This is a genomic window from Myroides oncorhynchi, from assembly GCF_020905415.1.
Taxonomy (GTDB): Bacteria; Bacteroidota; Bacteroidia; order Flavobacteriales; family Flavobacteriaceae; genus Flavobacterium; species Flavobacterium oncorhynchi_A.
In genome coordinates this window covers 3834272-3853022 of record NZ_JAJJMP010000001.1, presented here as the reverse complement: position 1 = coordinate 3853022, position 18751 = coordinate 3834272, and the positions used below count along the sequence as shown (strand labels likewise).

Here is an 18751-nt window from a genome sequence, read left to right as displayed (position 1 = left end):
TAAATAGATGAGATATAGCATAAAGGTTGCGTTATTATGGATAGGACCTATCTTGTTATTAATAGGTTCGCTGATGCTCGGGACGACAGGTAATCTATCTCCAAGCGAATTAGTAGCTTATATCATTAAGGCGATTAGTCATAGTGGTATCACTACAGATCCTGTGGAGACTATTCTGTGGAAAGTGCGTCTGCCTCGTATTATCTTAACCTTTATGGTAGGAGCTTCACTAGCGGTATCAGGAGGAGTTCTACAAGCTATCTTTCGCAACCCTATCGTAGATCCGTTTACACTTGGTATCTCTTCAGGAGCTGCCTTCGGAGCCGCCTTAGCGATGTTATTCCCTTTTATCTCTATTAATCTATCTGCTTTTGCTTTTGGGATATGTGCAGTAGCCTTAACCTACACGGTATCCTATGCGGGTAGTCGTACTTCTATTGTGAGTATGGTCTTATCGGGGATTATCGTATCAGGAGTATTTACGGCCTTGTTGACTTTGTTGCAATATATGAGTGACCCGTATAAGTTGCAAGCGATAGTACAATGGACGATGGGTAACCTACACACAGCCTCTTGGGCTAAAGTACAGACAGCCTTTGTGCCTATTGTAGTAGGTCTAGTTGTTATCATCCTCTTGCGTTGGAAACTTAACCTTTTGTCTTTAGGAGATAATGAAGCTTTAGCCGTAGGGGTGAACCCTAAGTATTTAAAGCTTGTTCTTATTTGCGTTGCGACGATGATTACAGCTTCTTCAGTAGCAGCAGTAGGAGTGGTTAGCTTATTTGGATTAATAGTACCGCATATGAGTAGAATGGTGTTTGGACCGAATAACAATATTGGCGTTTGGGCTAATATCAGTATAGGAGGTTCTTTTCTATTGTTGATAGATGATTTCTCTCGTGCTGTAATGCCTTTTGAGATTCCAGTAGGCGTGTTTACGATGATTATAGGTGCCCCTATATTTATTTATTTGATGAAGAAGAGTTTAACGAGTTGGAACGCATAAGACAGATCAGATGATTGAGATAAGTGAATTGTCATTTTCTTATGACAAAGAGATTGTACTAGATAATGTTAATGCAAGCTTCGAGAAAGGGAAGCTATCTATTATCCTTGGTCGAAATGGCAGTGGGAAGTCTACGATGTTTAATATCCTAGCAGGTTTAGAAAAGAAGTATCACGGCAAGGTGTGCTTTGATGGACAAGAACGCAAAACGATTAAACTAGGCAAAGAACAGCATATCCGCATAGGGTTCTTAAATCAGTTTCATCAGACTACTTTTCCCTTTACAGTGAAAGAGGTTATTCTAACAGGGAGGGCTTCTTTTGCGAAGTTTGCTCCTGCAGAACAGGATTTTCAAGAGGTAGTCGATATATTATCTCGCTTTCAGTTATTGCATTTGATAGACAAGCCTTATACGTCCCTTTCAGGAGGAGAACGTCAGCTAGTCTTATTATGTCGAGTGTTAGTACAGAAGCCTGAAGTGCTGATGTTAGACGAACCAACGAATCACTTGGATTTGCACTATCAAGTAGCAGTGCTCAAATGTATTAAACAACTTGCTGAAGAAGGCACTACCATCTTATGTGTGATGCACGATCCTAACCTTGCGTTTATGTATGGAGAGCGTTTTTACTTGATGCAAAATAAGCAATTGGTAGATATTCAAGCTATCCAAGGAGAGGAGCTGCACAAGCTTTTAGAAGATACATATCAACTGCCGTTGCATAGAATAGATAATCAAGGGAAGGTGATGTTTATGCCTTTAATATAAGTTCGTTTATGGAAGATATTCAAATTAGCAAAGTAGAGGAGAGTCAAGCGGAGTGTATTAAACAATACGTCAAAGCATTTCGAATAGGGTTATTTCCTATGTTAGATCCGGATAAAGTTCCTCAAGATATTGTTGAGTTTACCTCTACCTATATCACTTCAGATAGTGGAGCATTCTTATGCGCTAGAGATAAAGAAGATATTATAGTAGGAGTTATCGGGATGATGCCTTATGATTACCGATTTGATTACCTTGATTATAAAGATCAACGCACAGTAGAAGTCGCTCGTCTATTCGTAGAGCCTGCCTATAGAAGATCAGGATTAGCAACCAAATTGTTTAACGCCTTATTAGAAGTAGCGAAGCAGAAAGGGATAGAGATACTATACTTACATACACATCCTTTCTTAACAGGTGCGTTTGAGTATTGGCAAAAACAAGGCTTTGAATTGGTGACTACCTCTATAGATGGTGGATTTACTACACTTCACATGGAAGCACAGTTGTAAATACACAGTATAATCTCGCTGTCGCGGATTTGCAATCCGTGACGAGTAAACTTTAAAAAACATTACAAATGAAAACATATTTACATAAATCAGGAATAATAGCTATCTCGCTATTACTTCCTTACTTAACTATTGCTCAGACTTCTCATCGAGTGATTGGTCGATTAGTTGGCGAAAAGAATAATCCTGTGGCGTATGCTGTAGTGATGATTGGCAACGATAACGTAGAAGAGAGCGATGTGAAAGGGGAGTTTACTACTGTTGATCAAGTAGCGTTTCCGCTGTTATTACAGATTAATGCTATGGGGTATAAGCAGAAGTTCGTAGAGCTGAATGAAGAGAATTATAAAGAGGCTAAGGGGATTGTCATTAAGTTAGAGGAGAACCCTAATGAATTAGAAGAAATAGTCGTTACTTCTAGAAGAAACAACTCTTATTTGTCCAACTCAACGGTGTTAGGAGGAAAGTATACAGGGAAGATAAAAGATTTGCCTCAGTCTATCTCTATTGTCTCTAGTGAGCTAATGGAAGATAAACAAGCGTTCCAAGTAGCAGATGTAATCCCTGATTTGGCAGGTGTAACACAGGCATCTGTGTATGATGAGTTCGTGATACGCGGTTTTAAAAGTGGGTATGACAACGGGATTAGATTAATCAACGGTATGCGTTCTGCTTATGGTTTTGGAGAGAGTTATTATCGTTCTCCGATGACCATCAACTTTGAGAGTATCGAAGTCTTAAAAGGACCAGGAGCTTCTCTATTTGGAGATATTGCACCCGGGGGAACGATTAATATGGTAACGAAGAAACCATTAGAAGAGCACAAGGGTGTGATTAACTTCTCGGCAGGTAGCTTTGAGACATTGAGAACGACTGTTGATGTAGGAGGACCTCTTGATAAGGATAAGAAAATACTCTATCGTTTAAACGCAGGGTATGAAAGTTCTAAGACGTTTAGAGATATTAATAACCGCAAGAACTTTGCAGTTGCACCTTCGTTTACCTTTAAACCAATGGAGGGAACGACGTTTGATGTTGACTTGGTATTTGACCAATTCAATGGATATTTAGACAGAGGAATGAGTACTAAAGGAGGGGATTTATATGCCTTGCCACGTACCTTTACGCTTAGCCAACCATCAGATTACTTTAAGACAAAGACTACAACACTTAGTGGACGTTTAACGCAACGCATCGTAGATAATGTGAACCTACACGTGAGCTATATGAAGTCGATCTATGAGGAGGACTTAAACGAACATAGAACGTTAAATACCTATGCTAATCCACCTCAGAACACAGTGGTTAACTTGCGTTTCTTTGACCGTCACGGTAAGGAGTACACAGATAACTTCGTGTCATACTTAAAATGGGATAAATATGGTAAGAACATAGATCACCATATCGTAGTAGGAGTAGACTATGCACAGTATAAGGGTGATAAGAATAGTTACCAACGCGAGGCTCGTAGCAAGAAAGAGAACGGAGAAGTAGTAGCCTTGACTTTTGATATGAATAACCCTGTTTACCAAGGGGCGGATATTACTAACTATGTATGGAGATCAAATACACAATATCCGTTTATGAGTCCATATAAAAGTACAGGAGTTTATATCCAAGATCAGATCTCTGTAGGAGAGCGCTTAAAGATGGTATTAGGACTTAGACACGAGAGTTATAAGTCAGAGAGTACTGATACTAAGGTTCCTTTTACAGCTACTCAAAATGCTTGGTTACCTAGAGTGGGACTTACTTATCTAATCAATGATAAGATTAACTACTTCGCTAGTTATTCTCAGGGGTATGTACCTGTGGCGGCTAATTTCGTAGCTAACTATAAAGACTATGGTGCAGACAGTGCGTTCAAATCAGAGAAGAGTTTCCAAGTAGAAACAGGGTTTAAGACAGGCTTCTTTGACAATCAATTGCAAATGGACTTGTCTGTATTTAGAATAGAGCGAAGAGATATGCTTATTGGTACAGGTCAATTGACAGAAGCAGGACTACCTGTGTACAGACAGTCAGGTAGAGTAATCTCTCAAGGAGTAGAACTAGATATGAGAGGGCAGATCACTAAAGAGTTTCAGATTATGGCGAACTACACCTATAATGACACTGAAGTAAAAGAGTCAGCAATCGCCTCAGAAGAGGGACAGTTATTACCTGGGGCTCCTAAAAACTCAGGAAGTATATGGTTAAAGTATGTCTTCTCTGATACAGCGCTTAAAGGATTAGGATTCGGAGCAGGTGCTTACTATGTAGATCAGCGCAGACTAAGTGAAAGCGTAGGTAAAGATGCTCAGGGCAATGCTCAGTGGGGATACTTACCTGCTTATATGACTGCTAATGCAGCGGTGTATTACCACTTAGACAAGTTTAAACTAGCGGTGAATGTGAATAATATCTTCGATAAGTATTACTTCCTTGGAGGGTTTGATTATACGAGAGTATTCGCAGGGGCACCTCGTAATGTGATGGTGTCTTTAGGATATCACTTTTAGATAAGTATAAAAACCTCAACGGAGTTAATCTTTGTTGAGGTTTTTTTATAGCCATATCTTATGAGTAGCCTGTTGCCTAACTAATAGATTGCGGAATGCGAGCAGAGTCCTTGAGGTGTTGTTGCTGACAGGAGTGCTTTGAGCAGGTATACTTCTCTGAATATGCAGGTTTTGCCCAACCTACCGCAAAAGGGATACTAATTGTCGCTAGTTTTCAGTATTGTTATCTCTAATTAATACTAAACCATCAATTATTTCTTCAATATTCATTTTTTGGAATGTATTCCCTAAAAAACGAGTATATTCTACTTGAGTAAATACTTTATCATCTTTACTAAGGTAATAGAAAGGTGTTTCTGTGTTATGGTTTAGAGTAATTATTTGTTCTATAGAATTTGGTATAGCATCTTTCAGTTTGTGTTTCTTGCCATAAAACCCTAGAGTATTTCCGTTAATGGCTGTGTAAGCGATGAATGCATAATCATCTTTAAACTTGTCGGCTAACAAAGAGCCTAAAGTGATTCTATTGTTTTGCATAAAAGAAGATTCAATGGCTTTCGGTTTTCTTATAAAATGAGTAGAGGACCCAAATAAAATCATTTTTTCGTTGGGATATAGTTTCTTTAGGGTTAGGATATTCTCAAACATCAATTGGTCTCTATGATTGTCTGAATTAACCTTGTTTTTTTTAGCATCTATTATCTTTGTAAGATTGGTTAAAGCTTGTTGTAATATAGGATTACTTTCAATTTGTGTTAGATAGCATTGAAGATAGTCATAGACAATGTTGTAATCTTTTTTAGTACGAAACAATGCTTTTAGATTAGTAATAGTTAAGTTTTTAAAGTGTTTTTCGAACTCTTTAGGTGATATAGATGTACAATTTAGTGAGGAATTATTGAGAGTTTCTGTTATAGATGTTGTAAAAACGCTATCTGAATAGTCACCTGAAAATGCAGAGTCAAACCCAACTACTTTGACTGTATTGCCTTTTTCATTCTGTTCTCTTAAATAATGAAATAATTCTTTAAGCGGTTTGTTTCTCATATTGAAATAAATGGCACTATTGATTGTTTCAATATGGTCAATGATTTTGTATTGTTCAAAAGCTTGATATACCTCATATAAGTTAGATTCAAGAGCAATGATTTTGAAATTGTGTTGTTCTACTAGTTCTTTAATTAGGTCTACTCTTAGTTTACTAGCAGTGTAATCAGTATGACTTGCATCTCCAAGAGCTACTATGTGCTTATTAGCTATGTCGTTGACAATAAGTGTGTTTTGAGCATAGCTAATAGATGTATTAAGACCGTTTATGATCAATAATAGTAGACAGTGAAAGAGTCTAATCTGGTTTGGTTGCATAGGGACTTGTTTGTTATACTAACGAGGCTTTTATAAAAATGGTATGTTTATTCTCTTACAAGCACAGTAGGACTGTGTTTAACAGGAAAGTTGACTGAGTTTGCGATGAAGCAATACTCATTGGCTTTGTGGTCTAATTCTTTAGCTTTTTGTACCATTTCAGTAGAGGTGACTACAATAGTAGGATGGAGTGTGACTTCAATAAATCTACCTTTACCATCCCCTTCTTCTATCATTATACCTGTTACATAATCTGTGTATTCTACTACTACAATATTGTTTACAGAACAGAAGTGTAAGTACCACAGCATATGGCATGAAGACAGAGAAGAAATAAACAAATCCTCAGGATTGTGCTTTGTCTTATCTCCTCTAAAAGCAGGGTCAGATGAGCTGAGGATATCTATTTTATTTTCAATGCTAATCGTATGATTTCTTTCATAGTTTTTATAGTTATCTGTGCCTGTTCCTTTGTTACCTGTCCATTTAATGGTAGCTTGATAGTTGTGTGTTTTCATCGTTGTGAGCTTTATGTTTATAAAGATAAGACATAAACATAACTTTAACGCTTCATCCCTTCTATTACCTATTTTATGGTAGTATAGTCAAGATTTGTGCTATTAGTGACAGGGGATAGAAGTTACCTTTGTAAGGTAATTAAAAACAAGGTATCACTCTTCTATGAAAGCATTATTTCGACTTATCGTTTTGTGTTTTTTTCTTTTCCGTTTTGGATTAGCATTTGCTAACCAACGTGTAGAGGTGGAGGGTAATTACGTTTTGTCAGGGAGTTCTTTTAAACCTGGACAAATGTGTAAGAAAGAAGCGTGTAAAGTTTATTGTCAGACTGAGGTGGAAGTAGAAGTAGTTAACTCTATAGATAACACTGATCACAGTACGGACAAATTAGATCTAAGTGATGTACTACACTTCCTTACTACTTATGTTTTTAATCTAGATTTGACTACACCTATTTTAGGAGAACAAAAGATATCTGCCTATCTACAACAGCATAGAGCAAAATACTTATTGTATCAATCCTTAAAGATTCCTCACGGGTTAGTTTAATCTACCTATAAGTATCACAGCTGTATTGTGATATTTTTTTAGTAGCATATTTATCTAATTAATACAGTAGCTAACTTCTTTTTTGAGGATTGGGTTACTATTCTATTGTTCAATTTTTAATAAAAAAATATAGATGCATTTATTACCGAGAGAGACGGAAAAATTGCTTTTGCACTTAGCTGGTGAGCTAGCGAAGAAGCGCAGGGCTAGAGGGTTAAAACTTAATTACCCAGAGTCGATAGCTTATATCAGTAGTGAGTTACTTGAAGCGGCTAGAGACGGAAGAACAGTAGCTGACTTAATGCAGTATGGCGCGACGTTATTAACGCGCGAAGATGTAATGGATGGGATAGCAGAGATGATCCACGATGTGCAGATAGAAGCTACATTCCCTGATGGTACCAAGTTAGTGACGGTACATAACCCTATTCGATAACGTAATTTGTAAGTGATGGTACCAGGAGAGTATTTTATTAAAGACGAAGATATTATCTGTAATGAAGGTAGAGAGATTACCACAATTACAGTTGTCAATAAAGGAGATAGACCAATACAGGTAGGGTCTCATTATCACTTCTTTGAAGTGAATAAGATGATGGAGTTTGACCGTGCAGCAGCATTTGGTAAACGCCTAAACATTATCGCAAGTACTGCTGTTCGTTTTGAGCCAGGAGAAGAGAAGGAAGTAGACTTGGTACCTTATGCAGGTGCGCGTAAAGTATACGGACATAATGATCTAGCCAATGGAGAGACTATCTCAGAGGAAGCAAAAGCGAAGGCAATGAAACGAGTGGAGAAACAGTACTTTAAAAACAAGGCATTATGAGTTTAAAAGTAAGTAGAGCAAATTACAGTGCTATTTTCGGCCCTACAGTAGGGGATCGAGTGCGCTTAGGTGATACAGAGATAATCATCGAAGTAGAGAAAGACTTCGCTAGCTATGGTGATGAAAGCAAGTTCGGTGGAGGAAAAACAGTGCGTGATGGAATGATGCAGTCGTCTAATCACTTAAGTGATGAAGGCGTACTAGATATGGTGATTACAGGAGCGATTATTATCGACCATTGGGGAATAGTCAAAGGAGATATCGGTATTAAAGATGGTAAGATAGTAGGTGTAGGTAGAGCAGGTAACCCTGATACGATGGATGATGTGACGCCTAATATGATTATTGGAGCTTCTACAGAAGTACATGGAGCTGCAGGTTATATCGTGACAGCAGGAGGGATAGACACGCACATTCACTATATCAGCCCTACGCAGATAGAGACTGCCTTATACAGTGGTGTGACTACGATGATCGGTGGAGGTACAGGACCAGCTGATGGAACTAATGCCACTACGGTGACTCCAGGTAAATGGGGAATGAAGCGTATGATGCAAGCAGTAGATCACTTGCCGATGAACTTCGGATTCTTTGGAAAAGGGAATGTAGGTTCTGAGGCGCCTATCATCGAGCAGATAGAAGCAGGTGCATTAGGAGTGAAGATACACGAGGATTGGGGTGCTACTCCTGCTACTATAGACAGAGCCTTATCTGTAGCAGATAAGTATGATGTGCAAGTAGCGATACACACAGATACCTTAAATGAAGGAGGGTTCTTAGAAGATACGATGCAGGCGATTAACGGTCGTGTGATTCATACCTTCCACACAGAGGGAGCAGGAGGAGGACACGCACCTGATATTATCAAATCTGCGATGTACCCAAATGTACTACCAGCATCGACTAACCCAACTCGCCCATTTACCAAGAACACCATCGATGAGCACTTAGATATGCTGATGGTATGTCACCACTTGAGTAAAGATATCCCGGAGGATGTTGCTTTTGCTGATTCTCGTATTCGCCCTGAGACTATAGCTGCGGAAGATATCTTACAAGACCAAGGTGTGTTTAGTATTATGAGTTCTGACTCTCAAGCGATGGGACGTGTAGGTGAGGTAGTTACTAGAACATGGCAAACTGCAGATAAGATGAAGAAACAGATCGGTAGCTTAGCTGAGGATGAAGGTACGGGTAATGATAACTATAGAGCGAAGCGCTATGTAGCGAAGTACACGATTAATCCTGCTATTGCACATGGTGTGTCTAACTATATCGGTTCTATCGAGCCAGGTAAGATAGCAGATCTAGTGATATGGAAGCCTGCATTATTTGGGGCTAAGCCAGAGATGATCCTAAAAGGAGGAATGATCGCTGCCTCTAAGATGGGGGATGCCAACGCATCTATCCCTACGCCTCAACCTATCATACTTAGAACGATGTATGGTGGACTGGGTAAGGCAGTGACACAGACTTGTTTTAACTTCGTGTCTCAAGTATCATTAGAGAAGGGAATACAAGAAGAATATGGCGTAGCTAGAACACTTCTACCAGTTAAGAATTGTCGTAATATCTCTAAAGCAGATATGATTCACAATAGTGCAACTCCTGAGATTACGGTTAACCCTGAGAACTATGAGGTGAGTATAGACGGTAAGAAGATTACTTGTCAGCCGATCGATGAGGTGGCATTGGGACAACGATATTTCTTGTTTTAACCTAGAATAAGTGATAGACATATAAGCGAAAAGTAATTATACAAAATAGGTCTGAATTAGTGACTAAAGCATGCTATAGTATGTTTTTGGAACTAGTGAAAGAGCTATGAAGTAGAATTGCTTTGTAGTATTTGGCTAACGCTGATTATGGGTTTAATAAATTAGGAAACAACAACAAGCAAACAAACCAACACGAGAATACAAGTGATTTATATGCTCTTGTATTCTCACTTTTTAGTTAAAAGAGATGATAGTAACAAAAGCAATCCGCAATTGTGCTTCTTCAGAGTTAAAACAGTCTATTGATTATTTGTATATAGAATGGCATCAGACACAGAGGCGCATTCAGCGTCTAGTGACTGCTAACGGTACAGATATCAGTATTCGCTTTTTAGGTAAAGGACAATATTTAAGAGAAGGAGATGTGCTGTATGAAGCGCAGGATAAGGTCATCTTAGTGTCTATTTTGCCCTGTGAGGCAATTGTCTTGACGATATCAGATAAGTTTACATTGGGATTAGTCGCCTATGAAATAGGGAATAAGCATTTGCCTCTTTATGTAGAGGGAGATAGCTTGTGTTTGCCTTATGAGAGGACGATGTATGATTGGATGATTAACAGTGGTTATTCCCCTGAAATACAACAACGACAATTGCGCTATCCATTGAATGCAAATGTTGACTTTGAGCAAGATAAGAAGTTTGTATTCACACCGCCAAAAGGTGGTTTAACATTAAAATTATAAACTATGCCAGAAGCATTTTTAGGTAGGTTATTACATTTATCTGATCCCTCTTTACCCATCGGTGGATATACCCATTCTAATGGTCTAGAGACGTATGTACAGAACGGAATGGTCTGTGACAAGGCTTCGGCAGATCAGTATGTAAGACATAATCTATGGTATAATCTAAAGTATAATGATGCTGCACTGATGAAGTTAGCCTATGATGCTACAATGCTAGGGAATATAGAAGAGCTAGTCTTGTTAGCTCAGGAGTGTAATGCTCTAAAAGGGCCAAGGGAAATAAGACAAGGTAGTCAGAAGCTAGGGGTGCGTCTATATAAGATATTTAGTCGATATACCAGTGAAGAGTCTATCGTACAAGCTTGGGGAGAATTAATCAAGCAAAAAGAAGTATATAGTCACTATTGTATTATGTATGGACTCTTCGCCGCAGTAATGAAAGTACCTTTAGTTGAAGCTATGCATGCATATTATTATAACGCCGCTATAGGTATGGTGACTAATGCCGTGAAGCTAGTTCCCTTAGGACAGCTAGATGGTCAAGATATCTTGTATTATTTACACGATGATTTGCTCCAACTCAGTCAAGAGAGTTTAGATATGGATAGAAGTCTTATCGGGCTGTGTAATGTGGGGTTTGATATTCGATGTATGCAACACGAACGCCTTTATTCAAGAATATACTTATCATAAGAAAACAACAAAATGGAAGATAGAAAATATATCAAAATAGGAGTAGGAGGACCTGTCGGATCAGGTAAGACAGCCCTATTAGAACGTTTGAGCCGAAGACTGTTAAACGAGTATGACTTGGCAGTTATCACTAATGATATTTACACTCGTGTAGATGCTGAGTTTATGGCTAAGAACAGCTTATTAGCGAAAGATAGAATTATCGGTGTAGAGACAGGAGGATGTCCTCATACAGCCATACGCGAAGATGCAAGTATGAACCTAGAGGCTGTAGAGGAGCTAGCACATCGCTTCCCTAACCTAGAACTAATCTTTATCGAGAGTGGAGGGGATAACCTATCCTCTACGTTCAGCCCTGACTTAGCAGATATCACCATCTTCGTACTTGATGTAGCAGAGGGAGAGAAGATGCCAAGTAAAGGTGGGCCTGCGATCACGAGATCAGACTTGTTATTAATTAACAAGATGGACTTAGCTCCTTATGTAGGAGCAGATCTAAATGTAATGGAGACAGATGCTAGACGTGTGCGCAAGGGAGCACCCTTCTTATTCTCTAACTTAAAGACAGGAGAGGGATTAGAAGATATCGTAGGTTGGATTAAGAAATATGCTTTGTTAGAAGATATTGACGAACCAAACTTATTGAGATAATATGATTTCATCTTTAGATATTAAAATTGAGCAACGTCAAGGGGTATCTTACCTAAAGGATGCTTACGTTACTCAACCTTTTAGAATAGTACCCGTAGGGCAATATAAGCGAGATAAGGCAGCTTATCTGATGATTATGAGTTCTTCACCAGGACTGTTAGATAACGATGATCACCGCATCTCTATTCGTCTAGCAGAGCAGACTAAACTACAGTTGCAGACGCAGGCTTATCAGAGGCTATTTCATATGAAAAACAAGTCTATGCAGACCACGCTGATTCATATGGAGAAGGGAAGTGCCTTTGCCTATGTGCCACATCCTGTAGTACCCCAGAGCTCTTCTACCTTTATAAGCCATAATAGAGTGGATATGAAGGAAGATAGTCACTTCTTGTTATCAGATATCATTACCTGTGGACGTAAGCTCTCAGGAGAAGAGTTTGCCTATAATCACTTTCAGAATCTGACTGAGATCTATGTAGAGGGCAAACTACAGGTTAAAGACAATGTGCTGTTACAGCCCGACTTAATGCCTATACAAGGGATTGGTATCTTAGAAGGCTTCACACATCAGGGAACTTTAATCTATTATAACACAGCTCGTATAGGGGTATTAGATTATATAGAATACTTCCACAAGCAGTTCGGTGAGATGCCTAACATTGCATTTGGGATTAGTGAATTAGAGGGAGATGGCTTTATGATTCGCGTACTAGGCCAAGGAGCAGAGAAGCTATTCACGATATTTCAAACCATTCAACAGAAGCTATGGGAAGAGTTGTTCTTATAACCTCTCTTTGATTGCAAAATTATAAACTCAAAAAAAAAGAAAATATGAAAGAGCTAACAGTCCACTGTATTAAAGCATTCTTTAGAGGCTTCGGACAGATTATGTTACAGGCAAATGCGATAACAGGACTTCTATTCTTAGGGGCGATATATTATGACTCTACAGAGATGGCAGTAGCTGCGGCACTGTGTAATATAGTAGCTATTCTTACAGCCAAGTTAATGTGCTTTGATCGTCAAGATATTGAGAACGGATTATTTGGATTTAATGCCTGTCTGATAGGTGTGGCTTTGATGTTTTATTTCGAACCAAGTATATGGGTATATGTTCTAATGATTATATCCTCTATACTATCTACTATTATTATGGGATGGGCGATTAAACGAGAATTGCCAGCGTATACTTTTCCCTTTGTGATTTTTACTTGGGTATCTTTATTTATCTTGAGTATACCTGATTTGGCTATTCGCTCTGTACCTGAGCATTTTGTTGACATAGATGCGTTAGACGATTTTTTGATTCAGGGACATGCTTTTGGACAGGTATTGTTTCAAGGAAGCTTTGTTGCGGGAGTAGTCTTCTTTTTAGGCGTATTTATCAGTCGACCTATTCAGGCTCTATATGGTTTTGTGGCAGTTATCGTAAGTGTCTATATTTCGCATAGTAGTCATGCCTCTAATGCGTTAATTAACGAGGGAGTTTTTAGTTTTAATGCTGTTCTGTGTGGTATTGCTATGGGAGAGGATAAGGTTAGAGCAGGGATGTATGTGCTAATTAGCGTGATAATATCTACTTACTTTGATATTTTTATGATTAAGTATGGATGGACTACTTTGACATTTCCTTTTGTATTTGCGATGTGGGTGATGTATCCTATCAAACAGTTAGACAAATGGATAGTGAAGAAATTAGAAGAACTAGGGGTTACTAATCTTATTGATAAAATATCTAAGTAATATTGGCAAAATATTAGCTATAGACTATTGATAATGATGTATTTATTTTATAAAATTTGCTTTAATTATTTTGGTTAAACATGTCAAAGCCATCTATTGAAATATTAAACAACTATCAATATAAGAAGTTGTTTCTACCTCACTTAGACGATAGTTATTTAAAGAACGATAACAAGATACAAGTATATCGTTTAGAAGATTATCTACGAGGTATTCTAATGCCTGTGATTCCGTATAGAACGACGTTCAACTTTTTGATACTGTTGACTAATGGAGAGATAACACAGTATTTAGATAGTGGTGCTTATACATTGTCTAAAAACGAAATTATCAACGTTAAGAATGGAAATATAACAGCGACGTTATCTCTATCAGATGATATTAGGGGATACTTCGTAGTATATGAGAATGATGTGATTACAGATATTTCATTAGGAGCAAATGACCTAAAGTTCTTCACGATGAACCCTTATGTCAAGCTTAATGAAGTCAATGCTAGTTGGGTGAGTCGAATATTAGACCTGTTAGAGGAAGAAGCATTAAGTGAGCAGAGAGATATAGAGATTTGTGTTACGTTACTAGAAACGGTGCTGATGAAGGTGATCCGTGTGGATATGGAGAAAAAGACACCGATGAGTAGACAGCTCGATATTGCGTTTCGCTTTAGAGAGTTGGTGCAGAAGTTTCACATTGATCATAAGAATGTACTGTTCTATGCTAATCTACTCCATATCTCAGAGAATTATCTGAATAAATGTGTTAAGGAGGCAACTAATAAACCTCCTAAGCAGTGGATTAATGAGATTAGTATCTTACACAGTCAAATCTTGTTACAAGATAAGTCACGTGATATAGCGGGGATTGCTTTTGAACTCAAGTATAACTCTCCGTCTTATTTTACGCGACTATTTAAGAAAGTCACAGGGTATTCACCTAGTGATTACCGCAAGCATAAGTTTATCTTATAGCGATAAGATGTATGAAGAACTATAGTCCCTCATACATCTTATCTACCATCATATTCATCGCATCTTTAATATGCTGTCTACCTTTATCACTTTTTAAGTCTATACCACAGAAGTATCTACCATTATGCTCAGTATATAGGTTCAGATAGTATGCTCCAGATACTAAGATAGCCATCAGGGCGCGATAGTCTGTTGCTTTATCTCCGAAGAACTTGTCAGAGACGTTTTGGAACAGGAGTTCTCCTACTTCTTCTTGTTTGTTTACGATATTTTTAAGGGATTCTCTTTCTTCTGATAGTTGCCATATCAGCAACTTCTGAAACTCTTTGTTTTGTTGTACAAAGTCAAACTGCTCAGATAGCAGTACCTTGCCTATTTCTTTTCCTCCATCTTTACTAGCTTCGGTAAGTAGATTCTCAGGATCTACATTGTTCCAGAAGTATTGAGAGTTGATATATTCATCTAGGAGCTGATCTACACCACCGAAGTAATTATAGATAAGCTTTTTGTCTAATCCAGCAGTAGCAGCTATGTCATTTACCTTTAATCCAACATACCCCTTTTCTTTCAGAATAGCTCCTACAGCTTTAAGTATTTCCTCTTTGCTTTTTTCTTTATTTCTCTCTCTTGTTTTACCCGTTTTTTCTGACATAATAACTAAGAAAATATTTTTACTCAAAAATACAATAAAATAAGTCACTGTTTAGTGATTTACACTATATTTGCTGAAGATATAAGTGCGATTAGAATGTGAATATTCCATTTTAAAACCTTTTAAGTGGGGGTTTTCGTGGTTAAAGTGCTGTATGTATAAGTAAATTCATAGTTAAGTTGTTATATAATGATTAAATTAATACTACTAGTTCTAAGTGTTTTATATACTTTTATTATGAGTGTCTTACACTATCTATTTTAGGAAGATTAAAAGATATTGAAATACATAATTTGTCAGATTATCCATTTGTTGCTTGTTGGAAATTATCCAGTTAATGCATGCGTTAACTGGAGTTTTCTAAAATAATGAGGAAAAGTAACTAATGTCAAAATAAATGAAAAAGAAGATTAACCATAAACGTCAAGTATCATCTGATACTTGACGTTTGTGTTTTATATAAGTAGATAAGTGATTTATTTCTTTAAAAAATAGAGTAATAAGGGTAAATAGTTAAAAAATAGATTGTAAAAATGATAATATAAGAAAAGTAGTAAATAATCACATTTGGTGATTGTTTGTTAATTAATATGGGTGTACTTTAACTCTAAATCACTAAGCGTGTTGAATAGGAACTGTTTTATGTGAAGTGCTCACGTCAAGTGAATATATAGTCTTTGCTAGTTTTTCTTTATAAATGTTATTATTCGTATTTAAGTGTGTTTTTATTAGTTGTTTATTGATAATTGTATATAAGTTTTTGTTGTATGTTGTAAATTATTTATTAGTTGGTATTTTTGTATAGATATAATTAAGAAAAGATTGAGAGTTATTTGTTAAGGTTTAATATCAAGAATAAAGACTAGTTGAGTACCATTTTGTATCTTTTTTTAAATATTTAAAGAAATGGTCTGGTTTTTGTTTTTAGATAAATATAAGTTTATTCTTCAATATCTTAAGATAATTAGAGATGATGTTTACATCAGTATTGATATATCAATAAAAAGAAAAAAAATTAATTATGAAAAAAAAGAATATCGGTTTATTAATCCTTTCAATGGTGCCATTTGTAGCATCTGCACAGACAGTTAACGAAGGGGTTTTTTCTGTTATGCCTGGGACAGAGATGGGAACTATTGCAGAGTTTATTAATGAAAAGTCTGGAGACTTTACAAATGATGGAACAGTTTACTTCTTTGATAATTTCAAGAATGATGGTATCTATAGTATAAGTAAGAATGCAAAAACAGGTAAAGTAGTTTTTAGTAGATATGAAAATGAAAGTGGGGTACAGACTATATCAGGAAATTCATTTACAGAGTTTTATGATGTAGTATTGAACAACCCTGAGTTATCAGGTGCATTTGATTTAAAAGCTAATATTGATGTGTATGGTACTATGGACTTCCAAGATGGAATTGTAAAGATAGATTCTACTATTAATGCTGCCACAGGATTATCTCAAGGAATGATTACATTCCAAAAAGGTGCTAAGTCAAAAAATGCTAGTGATAGAAGTTTTGCAGATGGTGAGATAGAAAAAATAGGTAATGATGCTTTTATGTTTCCACAAGGGAATAAAGGAAACTTTAGATACGCTAAGATCTCTGCACCTAGAAGTGATAAGTCTACTTATGTAAGTAGATACATATTTGAAGATAATAAATTCTTTGAAACTCATAGTAATAAAACAGGAGTTATCGAATTATTAGACACAAAAGAGTTTTGGTTAGTGGATAAAGGAAATAATACAGAAGGAGATATTCTGTTAACATTAAGTTGGAATGAAAGTACTACACCAAAAGAGATTTTAGCAAATCCAGAGAAAGACTTACATATCGTACGTTGGGACGGATATAATCAGATATGGGTAGATGAAGGCGGTGTTGTGGATATCGCAAATAAAGAAGTTACTACAGCTACTGCTGTAAAGGGATATGGTTTTTTTACTCTGGCTACAGTGAATACCAATATTATTAATGAAGGAGATGTGGTGATTTATAACGCTGTGTCACCTAATGGAGATGGTAAGAATGACTATTTTATTATAGACAACATCACCAGATTCCCTAATAATAAGGTTCAAATCTTTAATAGATGGGGAGCTAAGGTATACGAGACTACGAACTATGACAGTAATGGTAACGTGTTTAAAGGATTCTCTGAAGGAACAGGAACAATTAATAAGAATGCTAAGTTACCTACTGGAACTTACTTCTATATTGTAACTTATGAGTACTCTGATGCTAGAGGATCTAGAGTGATTAAGAAATCAGGTTATCTACATTTAGAAAATGATTAATAAATAATACGAACAGGATAGATATAAACTGTTTAAGTAAAAGCACCAACGAGAGTTGGTGCTTTTTTGATTTGAGTGAGTCCATAGTGAGTCCATTAGAACAGCCTTTTTAATGGAGTCACTATGGATACACGATGCTGTCACTGTACTTTCACACAAAGCCAGGTAGGAATGTCATAGATAGGAATAGATAAATAAGATAGTTTCTTTTTGAGATAAGTGATATGATCTATAATCCTTAGTGGAATTAAAATCATTGATTTCTAATAAAATAGAAATTAGAGTATTAGGCAAATTTACGAATTAAAATTGACGTCAGAAGAAAGAGGTTGACTTAAAGGGTTAAAGTCAGAATAACCTCAATTAATAGTCCCCCCTCCATATAAAAAAGTATAAAAAGTTAACCATTGTCTTTAGAAGATTAAGTAATACTTCTACATTTGTGCACTTATACTATATCGATGGAATTAGACATTTTATTGTATTTAGGTATAGTCGCTTTCTTTGCAGGATTTATTGATGCTGTAGCAGGAGGTGGAGGCCTAATACAGACACCTATGGGGTTAGCATTGTTACCTCAGATACCCGTTTCTTCAGTGATTGGTACACTTAAAATACCTGCATTCTCAGGGACAGCTATTGCCGTAAGACAGTATATGAAAAAGACGAAGATCAATTGGATGTTTTTTGGGTTGTTAGCACTGATTTCTTTTGGAAGTGCATTTTTAGGATCTTATGTCCTTACTGTGGTCAATAACGACTTTATGAAACCACTTCTATTAGTCATATTGGTTGCCTTATGGATATTCACTTATATCAAAAAAGACTTTACTAGAAAAGCCATTGCAGAGATTACCGATAGACAGAAGTATGTCTGGGGAGTGATTATCTCTGTGGTCATAGGATTCTATGATGGGTTTATCGGGCCTGCGACAGGTACATTCTTTATTATGGGATTTGTCTTTTTGCTAGGGTTTGACTTCTTTAAAGCTTCTGCTTACGCGAAGTTGATTAATCTAGTGACTAACTTCGGTAGTATCTGTCTGTTCTTATTAAAAGGAGCTATTATATGGAAAGTAGCGATCCCAATGGCTGTGTGTAATGGTCTAGGTGGATACTGTGGTGCGAAGATGGCTATCCTTAAGGGACAGCAATGGGTGAGATATGTATTTTTATTTATTATGTTCGTAGCGATATGTCGCTTCGGATATGAAGTTTGGTATAATTAA

19 protein-coding genes are annotated in these 18751 nt (G+C 36.8%); 16 read left to right on the top strand and 3 right to left on the bottom strand.

The window, feature by feature from the left end; genetic code table 11:
- The first annotated feature begins 7 nt into the window (after positions 1 to 7).
- From LNQ81_RS16725 to LNQ81_RS16710, 4 genes are all read left to right on the top strand, one after another.
- Positions 8 to 1006 carry a FecCD family ABC transporter permease gene (locus tag LNQ81_RS16725; protein WP_229948723.1) on the top strand — a complete coding sequence of 333 codons (999 nt, stop codon included), beginning with the start codon at positions 8 to 10 and terminating at the stop codon, positions 1004 to 1006.
- Positions 1007 to 1016: 10 nt separating this feature from the next.
- A complete protein-coding gene (locus LNQ81_RS16720) occupies positions 1017 to 1775 on the top strand; it encodes an ABC transporter ATP-binding protein (RefSeq protein ID WP_229948722.1) in 759 nt (252 codons plus the stop codon).
- Between the two features lie 8 nt (positions 1776 to 1783).
- Positions 1784 to 2284: a GNAT family N-acetyltransferase gene (locus LNQ81_RS16715; RefSeq protein WP_229948720.1), complete on the top strand. Its 501-nt coding sequence runs from the start codon at positions 1784 to 1786 to the stop codon at positions 2282 to 2284.
- Positions 2285 to 2352: 68 nt separating this feature from the next.
- Complete coding sequence (locus LNQ81_RS16710; protein WP_229948719.1) at positions 2353 to 4785, top strand: TonB-dependent siderophore receptor; 2433 nt, start codon at positions 2353 to 2355, stop codon at positions 4783 to 4785.
- Positions 4786 to 4992: 207 nt separating this feature from the next.
- Here the strand turns inward: LNQ81_RS16710 and LNQ81_RS16705 are convergent, their stop codons facing one another.
- On the bottom strand, positions 4993 to 6150 hold the full coding sequence (locus LNQ81_RS16705; protein WP_229948718.1) for an erythromycin esterase family protein: 1158 nt from the start codon (positions 6148 to 6150) through the stop codon (positions 4993 to 4995).
- A 47-nt stretch (positions 6151 to 6197) separates the two neighbouring features.
- Complete coding sequence (locus LNQ81_RS16700) at positions 6198 to 6668, bottom strand: OsmC family protein (protein WP_229948717.1); 471 nt, start codon at positions 6666 to 6668, stop codon at positions 6198 to 6200.
- A 163-nt stretch (positions 6669 to 6831) separates the two neighbouring features.
- Between LNQ81_RS16700 and LNQ81_RS16695 the strand changes: the two genes are divergently transcribed.
- The 10 genes from LNQ81_RS16695 (at position 6832) to LNQ81_RS16650 (ending at position 14568) form a co-directional block, all read left to right on the top strand.
- A complete protein-coding gene (locus LNQ81_RS16695) occupies positions 6832 to 7218 on the top strand; it encodes a hypothetical protein (protein ID WP_229948715.1) in 387 nt (128 codons plus the stop codon).
- A gap of 133 nt (positions 7219 to 7351) precedes the next feature.
- Positions 7352 to 7654 (top strand): urease subunit gamma, encoded by a 303-nt coding sequence (gene ureA / locus LNQ81_RS16690; protein ID WP_121967509.1) that lies wholly within the window; start codon positions 7352 to 7354, stop codon positions 7652 to 7654.
- Positions 7655 to 7669: 15 nt separating this feature from the next.
- Entirely contained in the window at positions 7670 to 8044 is a 375-nt protein-coding gene (locus LNQ81_RS16685) for an urease subunit beta (protein ID WP_229949318.1), read from the top strand.
- Positions 8041 to 9762, top strand: coding sequence for an urease subunit alpha (gene ureC / locus LNQ81_RS16680; protein ID WP_229948713.1), 1722 nt, complete (start codon positions 8041 to 8043; stop codon positions 9760 to 9762). Before LNQ81_RS16685 ends, ureC begins: the two co-directional genes overlap by 4 nt.
- A gap of 247 nt (positions 9763 to 10009) precedes the next feature.
- Positions 10010 to 10507, top strand: coding sequence for an urease accessory protein UreE (locus LNQ81_RS16675; protein ID WP_229948711.1), 498 nt, complete (start codon positions 10010 to 10012; stop codon positions 10505 to 10507).
- Positions 10508 to 10510: 3 nt separating this feature from the next.
- Entirely contained in the window at positions 10511 to 11203 is a 693-nt protein-coding gene (locus LNQ81_RS16670; protein ID WP_229948709.1) for an urease accessory protein UreF, read from the top strand.
- A gap of 12 nt (positions 11204 to 11215) precedes the next feature.
- Positions 11216 to 11854 (top strand): urease accessory protein UreG, encoded by a 639-nt coding sequence (ureG, locus tag LNQ81_RS16665; RefSeq protein WP_121967504.1) that lies wholly within the window; start codon positions 11216 to 11218, stop codon positions 11852 to 11854.
- Between the two features lies 1 nt (position 11855).
- Positions 11856 to 12644, top strand: coding sequence for an urease accessory protein UreD (locus LNQ81_RS16660; protein WP_229948708.1), 789 nt, complete (start codon positions 11856 to 11858; stop codon positions 12642 to 12644).
- Between the two features lie 44 nt (positions 12645 to 12688).
- Complete coding sequence (locus tag LNQ81_RS16655) at positions 12689 to 13600, top strand: urea transporter (protein ID WP_229948706.1); 912 nt, start codon at positions 12689 to 12691, stop codon at positions 13598 to 13600.
- Positions 13601 to 13680: 80 nt separating this feature from the next.
- Positions 13681 to 14568: a helix-turn-helix domain-containing protein gene (locus LNQ81_RS16650; RefSeq protein WP_229948704.1), complete on the top strand. Its 888-nt coding sequence runs from the start codon at positions 13681 to 13683 to the stop codon at positions 14566 to 14568.
- A 19-nt stretch (positions 14569 to 14587) separates the two neighbouring features.
- On the opposite strand, the gene LNQ81_RS16645 is transcribed toward LNQ81_RS16650, so the two are convergent.
- Positions 14588 to 15220, bottom strand: coding sequence for a TetR/AcrR family transcriptional regulator (locus tag LNQ81_RS16645; RefSeq protein ID WP_229948702.1), 633 nt, complete (start codon positions 15218 to 15220; stop codon positions 14588 to 14590).
- A 1021-nt stretch (positions 15221 to 16241) separates the two neighbouring features.
- Here LNQ81_RS16645 and LNQ81_RS16640 point away from each other — a divergent pair.
- Positions 16242 to 17522, top strand: coding sequence for a gliding motility-associated C-terminal domain-containing protein (locus tag LNQ81_RS16640; RefSeq protein WP_229948700.1), 1281 nt, complete (start codon positions 16242 to 16244; stop codon positions 17520 to 17522).
- Between the two features lie 461 nt (positions 17523 to 17983).
- On the top strand, positions 17984 to 18751 hold the full coding sequence (locus LNQ81_RS16635) for a sulfite exporter TauE/SafE family protein (protein WP_229948698.1): 768 nt from the start codon (positions 17984 to 17986) through the stop codon (positions 18749 to 18751).